A 6,393-nucleotide genomic window follows, 5' to 3' on the forward strand; every position below is an offset into this window, starting at 1 on the left:
ATCCCAAACATCATCTTATTTGAAAATAATTTTATATGAATCTTGAATTTGCAGTTGATCTTAGCCTACTCCTTTGGAACCAAACCATTGCCATTTTGTTTGTTTCTCTTGTTTGTTATTCAAGCATTTATCGTCAAAAATTACTTCTTTTTATCATTATCACTGTATCACTATTAGCCGGAATCCAATTCAGTTTACAATCCCATCATGATATGGTTTCTATCATGGGATTTACCAAAATGATACTACTCCTTCCATTTGGATTAGGAGCTGTGATTGGTTATGTGAGTTTGTCCGAATCAAAACAACAAAAGTACCTAACTTGGTTTACTCGATATATCAACTTTGCTGTATTAGGAAATATCTTTGTTATGATTTTCTCTCCTGATGGAGGAACCTATCGCGGGATTCTCAGTCGATTTGTATGTTTTTTCCTCCTCATTTGGTTACTCCAAGAAATGAGTAAGGTAAGGTTTCAAACTACCAAGACCAATCAGAGAATGTTTACCTTTAATTCATCACCATTATCATGGATTTATTGCCACGCCGGGTATCGCTTTGTACTTCTATCGTTACCAACGTTTGTTAGTTCCAATTACTTACTTTTGGAACCAATGAGTATTCTTGTAATGGTTGTCCTCTTCCATGTGAACAAAAAACGATATCCACTTTCCTATTATTTTGGATTAGCAGACACCATGGTCGTCACAACATTAACAGTTCTCATGCGGTATCCATTTTTACCTCCATTCCAACTGAGTGGACCTTATATCACTAATTTGTCTGAAAAACAATGGGACATGATTTTGATTCCGGTCCAATTAATTGTGACTGGTTTTGTATTACGGGCAATCTACAGAAACAGATTACAATCGAAGCATGTCCATTCACTGGACTCGGAATAAGATCCTTCTTACATTCACAAAAAAATTTAAAAAATTATTAGCTTTCCTATCAACAATAATAAGAAAATACTTGATAACCTTGGTTGAATCAAAAATTGTTTTTAACGAATGTTAGCAATTTTGTACTGGGAAAAACGAACCTGATGGAAGCGATGGAGAAAGGAAATTTCGTGTTTCGTTCGTTATCAATGAAAAACTTCATGGGAATCTTGTTAATTCATTTTTCCATAAGTTGTAATCAAGTAACATTGAATAACCCCTGTGACCAAAAATCAAAAGGGTATCGAGAAACCTTATTACTCGCATCCGTATCGGAAAATCCTATTCCCTTTTGTGGATTCAGTGTCGGTAATTCTCCAAAACTCTGGGAAACACAGGCCTATCTCAAAGCATCAAATACGGAAGCAAACGATCTCTTCGGAAATTCCGTAGCCATCTCTGGTGATACGATCGTGGTGGGAGCTGCAGGTGAGTCAAGTAACCAAACGACAATTACGAATGGAAACTCTGCGAGTGCAGACAACTCAGCTGCATCAGCAGGTGCCGCTTATGTCTTTCAAAGAACTGGTTCCTCTTGGGCACAAGAAGCCTACTTAAAAGCACCTAATGCAGAAGCATCGGACTTTTTTGGAGCTGCCGTTGCCATTGATGGATATACCATCCTTGTTAGTGCCAACCAAGAAGATAGCAATCAAATCACAATTACGAATGGACCTACTGCCAGTACAGACAATACTGCATCCAGTTCTGGTGCAGTCTACGTGTTCCAACGAACGGGCTCTACATGGGTGCAACAAGCTTACATCAAACCACCAAATGCGGAAGCAAATGATCAGTTTGGGATTTCCCTTTCCATCTCAGGCGATACGATTGTTGTAGGTGCTTTTAATGAGGCGAGTAACCAAACAACGATTACAAATGGAACATCTGCAAGTGCTAACAACTCAGCTGCATCAGCAGGTGCCGCTTATGTCTTCCAAAGATCAGGTACAACTTGGGCTCAACAAGCCTACTTAAAAGCATCCAATATAGAAGCAAATGATCGATTTGGAAACAGTGTTTCGATCTCTGGAGATACAATCGTTATAGGTTCAAATTTGGAAGATAGCAACCAAACAACGATTACAAACGGTGCTATTGCCAGTTCAGACAATTCTGCAAATGCTACTGGTGCAGCCTATGTTTTCCAAAGAACGGGTTCCACTTGGGTAGAACAGGCATATCTAAAAGCACCCAATGCAGATGCAAATGATCAATTTGGCAATAGGGTTGCTATCGATGGAAACACCATAGTAGTCGGAGCATTTTCTGAATCTAGTAACCAAACTACAATTACAAATGGACCTACTGCCAGTGCCGACAACTCGGCTAGCTTAGCAGGTGCCGCTTATGTGTTCCAAAGAACTGGTTCTACCTGGACTCACCAAGCGTACCTGAAACCTCCTAACGTTGAAGCTAATGATAATTTTGGTGTCACAGTTGCTATCCAAGGGAATACGATTTTAGTTGGTTCTATTTTTGAGGACAATAACCAAACAACGGTCACAAATGGTACGAACCCAAACGATGACAATAGCCTATCCAATTCTGGTGCGGTTTATGTGTTCCAAAGGTCTGGTTCCACTTGGGCATATAGGGCATTTATCAAGGCTCCCAATGCCGATGTCGAAGACAGATTTGGCAATGCGATTTCTTTATCAGGAGATACTGCTGTTGTTGGGGTGAACCAAGAAGACAGCAATCAAAATACAATTACCAATGGACCAACTGCCAGTGCAAATAACTCAGCTTTACAATCTGGTGCTGCCTATGTGTTTTTTAGAAAGTAAAACGGTTTCGAATCGTAAAGTATATTCATAAATGAAAAAACAGATTCTCTATCAAAAAGAAATCATTCTTGTCACAATAACTACCCTTATCTTAAGTATGGTGTATTTTCTTTTCCTTCGACCAAACTCAAATGGAAATCAAGTCACGCAACCCTCAATGGAAGTGGATAAAAAGGGTCTCTCACCTTACCACAAACGAGAAGTGAATTTTACCATCACCAAACACAAACGTAAAATCCAAATTTGCTACAATTTATACTTAGAAACAAAGCCTAAAATCGAAGAGGGCAAAATCCAATTCGATTGGCAAATCGAACCCGATGGAGTTCCCACAAAAGTGGAACTCATCCAATCCGATTTACCAGCTGATTCACTGATCAATTGTTTACAAAAAGAAATCAGTTCATGGGAATTTCCTCCCCCACCTGACAGGTCGCATAACACCTACGCAGAATATACTTTTATCTTTAAAAAGGATACGAATCTTCCAAAATAAATTCAAACTGTCAAACAATCAATTCCTTCCAAAACACACGGATTTGCCTGGCAATTCACATTTGTTTGGGATTCGATTCCATCGAACCTTACTCTAAGTTTCTTAGAGGATCCTATCTTCCTACGCGTGTTTGGGAACAATGATCGATATTTAGAATCAATGTAAATTCTAGACACTTGTCGACTTTTAGGACCTTTCTTGCCAGAAGACCTCATTTTGAAACTCTGACCTAAATCCATTCCCTTTCCAAAGAAGGTACAAGTTTGTTTGCTAAACTTTTTTTTCAAAAAAATACGATGACTATTTCCGATGACCTCTTCACCGAGGTGATGTTACGAAACAACAAACGAATGTTTTTATCGTTTCTTTCCATCCTTGCCTTAGCCAACATTGCAACACTTTCGATTAAAGTTGCTGGAAAAGGATCCGATTATTTGACCTACCAGAGTATATTGATCGAATTTGTTTTAGCAACTTCTATCTTGATAGTTGGTTTCCTTTTATCTTCAAAATTAAAAACCCATTGGTCATCAAGTTATATTTCTATAACTGGTGTTACGTTATGTTTATTGGTATTTCAATATGTAATTTACGGGGCAACTGAACTTTCAGCTACTTTTTACATTTCATTTGTTCTAAGTGTATTGTATTTCAACCGGAACGCCTCTATATATAACTTTGTTTTGATAATTGTTTCTGAAATTGTATTGTTTACTCTAAGGCCAGAATTAATTCCAGGCGGTCCTAAAAGTAATATCATCGTAAGATTTTTAATCTTTGTTTGGGTCGGGATTGGAGCAACTGTAGGAGCAACTGCAACTAGAACACTTCTCAATTTAGCTGTTGAAAAACAAAAGGAAGCAAAAAAAGCTTTGGACTCTTTGTTACAAATGGCAAAAACAATTCTAAATACGATTGAATTGATGAAACAGCAGATCAGAAATCAGGATACAATATCAGAAGAACTAAAACAAATTTCCGAGCACCAAGCAACATCCTTAACGGAAATATCTATTTCATTACAAGAATTATCCTCTAAAGCTGACTCGAATAACAAAATTGCAAAATCATTGTATCATGAATCAGAATCTTCAATTCAATCAGTTAATGATCTAAAAACCATCAATGAAACTGTCCAAACTGGAACTGGCAGAATCTATCAAAACCTAGATATCGTTATGGACTATTCAAATGAAACATCAGAACATATCCACCTATCGATTAATAAATTCAACATCCTCCAAGAAAAAAGTACGGAAATTTCTGATTTTGTCTCTGTGATCAATGACATTGCAGATAAAGTAAACTTGTTATCACTAAATGCTTCGATTGAAGCAGCCAGAGCTGGTGAACATGGACGAGGATTTGCCGTTGTAGCAGAAGAAATTTCAAAATTAGCGGATGCCACAACAAAAAACTCCAAAGAAATTTCTAAAATCATTCAAGAAAACCTTACATTGATTAGTGAAAGTAACGAACTTATCAACAGGTCTTCTGAAAGGATGGGAAAACTTAGCAAAGCAATCGGTATCATCAAATCAGAAATTAACGGTGTTGGTTCCAAAATCGAAGATATAGACAAAGCGATTGAAACAATTGATAATCTTAACACTCGAATTTACGAAACCAGTAAAACCATAGAAAATTCTACGAATTCCCAAAAAGTAGCCACTGAAGAATCCACAAAAATCACTGTCAAAATTTCAGAATACGCAAGCAACATAGTGGAAATTTCAAAACAAATATCGGAAAGTAGTAAGTCTACTGGAGGGATTATGACTCAACTCGATGAGATGGCAAAAGAAATGAAGAATTGAACACTGATTTGATCCAACACCCTTCCTATCTATCGTTTTAATGAGGATTCGTAATTTTTTTTACGATAAAAGGCTTTATTCATTGGTATAATTCAATAATATTCGTCTTATATCGACAGATAATCATACCATAATTGGACTATATAATTTGAGCGATTCTCCTTTAATTTCCCCTGACCAACTTGCTAAATTTGAATTTAATGATGATCTGTTAAGCAGTTATCGTAAGAGCAAACAAATCCCACTCGATCTTTATGATCGAAATGGCAAGCTCATCATGGCAAAAAAAAAGAACGCAACGGAAGAAGACTTTGGTAAACTTTTAAAGATTGAGTTACAAGGAGCTTATTGCCTTACAACTGATTCAAAACATTTGAGAATTACATCGGGAGAAACAACAGACCCACGCCAAACAAAACTTTTTGATCCAGACAAAACTACGGAATTCGCAAAACAAACTGAATCTTTAATACTCGAGTTAAAAAAAGAAGCGTTTAATTCTGATCATGCGCTTAGAGTTCACAAATCAATTGGAAAAGTTTTGGATGATTTCACTAGTAATCCAGATTTTGAATCAGGACTATTTAATATATTAGAAATTTTGAATCATGCTGGAGTACCAGTTGAATCAGAACTAATGACAAAGAGAACAATTGTTGCAATGGGTATGAAAGTCCGAACGAAAAAGATTGGTGTAGGTGACGATAATAAACCCAATAAAAAAGATCATCTTTCGGTGATGACAGCAAGTTTTCTTGCGGATATAGGTTATTCAAAATTAGTTTTACCAGACAAACCAAACCTTACAAAAGAAGAATACAATGCAATCCAACAACACCCGATTATTAGTTATTTGATGACACTCGCGGCACCCGAAATCACTCAAGAGATACGAACACTGGTTTTGAATCACCATAGACCATTTCGAGGGAATTCAATTAATAATAACTTCCCAGATAATAATACAGTATTTAGAAAGTTAATGGTGATTCGAGATAAGTTTATCAAAGACCCTAGTAAAAAAATGATAGTAGCAGATATAGATGCACAACTTAGGATCCAAGAATCAAATGTAAACTCAGTCAATTTTGAAGAAGATATCGCGATCTTATCACTTGCTAGCGAATATGCAAGTTTAACAACGAACCAACCATGGAGACCTGCATTTAGTTCAGCAACGGCATTAAAAATGATTGTGAATGATTCGTTTTTTTCTTATAGCAATCGAAACATTCGGCATTTATTAGATTATGTTGGCGCAAGTTTAACAAATAATCAGAATATCATAAATGTGGGAGATTACGTCATCACAGCATCTATTGATTCAGAAAAACAGGTACATTTTG

5 protein-coding genes (1 of these 5 running past the window's edge) are annotated in these 6,393 nt (G+C 36.6%); all 5 read left to right on the forward strand.

Annotated elements, in window-relative coordinates; genetic code table 11:
- The first annotated feature begins 35 nt into the window (after nt 1-35).
- Nucleotides 36-905: a hypothetical protein gene (locus tag ND855_RS10595; RefSeq protein ID WP_265358312.1), complete on the forward strand. Its 870-nt coding sequence runs from the start codon at nt 36-38 to the stop codon at nt 903-905.
- A 200-nt stretch (nt 906-1,105) separates the two neighbouring features.
- Nucleotides 1,106-2,734, forward strand: coding sequence for an FG-GAP repeat protein (locus ND855_RS10600; protein WP_265358313.1), 1,629 nt, complete (start codon nt 1,106-1,108; stop codon nt 2,732-2,734).
- Nucleotides 2,735-2,765: 31 nt separating this feature from the next.
- On the forward strand, nt 2,766-3,230 hold the full coding sequence (locus ND855_RS10605; protein ID WP_265358314.1) for an AgmX/PglI C-terminal domain-containing protein: 465 nt from the start codon (nt 2,766-2,768) through the stop codon (nt 3,228-3,230).
- A 263-nt stretch (nt 3,231-3,493) separates the two neighbouring features.
- Nucleotides 3,494-5,047 carry a methyl-accepting chemotaxis protein gene (locus ND855_RS10610; RefSeq protein ID WP_322113536.1) on the forward strand — a complete coding sequence of 518 codons (1,554 nt, stop codon included), beginning with the start codon at nt 3,494-3,496 and terminating at the stop codon, nt 5,045-5,047.
- A 148-nt stretch (nt 5,048-5,195) separates the two neighbouring features.
- On the forward strand, nt 5,196-6,393 hold the 5' portion of the coding sequence (locus tag ND855_RS10615) for an HD-GYP domain-containing protein (protein ID WP_265358316.1). Its footprint extends 260 nt past the window's final position; 1,198 of the gene's 1,458 nt are visible here — the first part of the coding sequence; its start codon is at nt 5,196-5,198; its stop codon lies off the right edge, out of view.

It is taken from the genome of Leptospira paudalimensis (genome assembly GCF_026151345.1).
Classification (GTDB): Bacteria; Spirochaetota; Leptospiria; order Leptospirales; family Leptospiraceae; genus Leptospira_A; species Leptospira_A paudalimensis.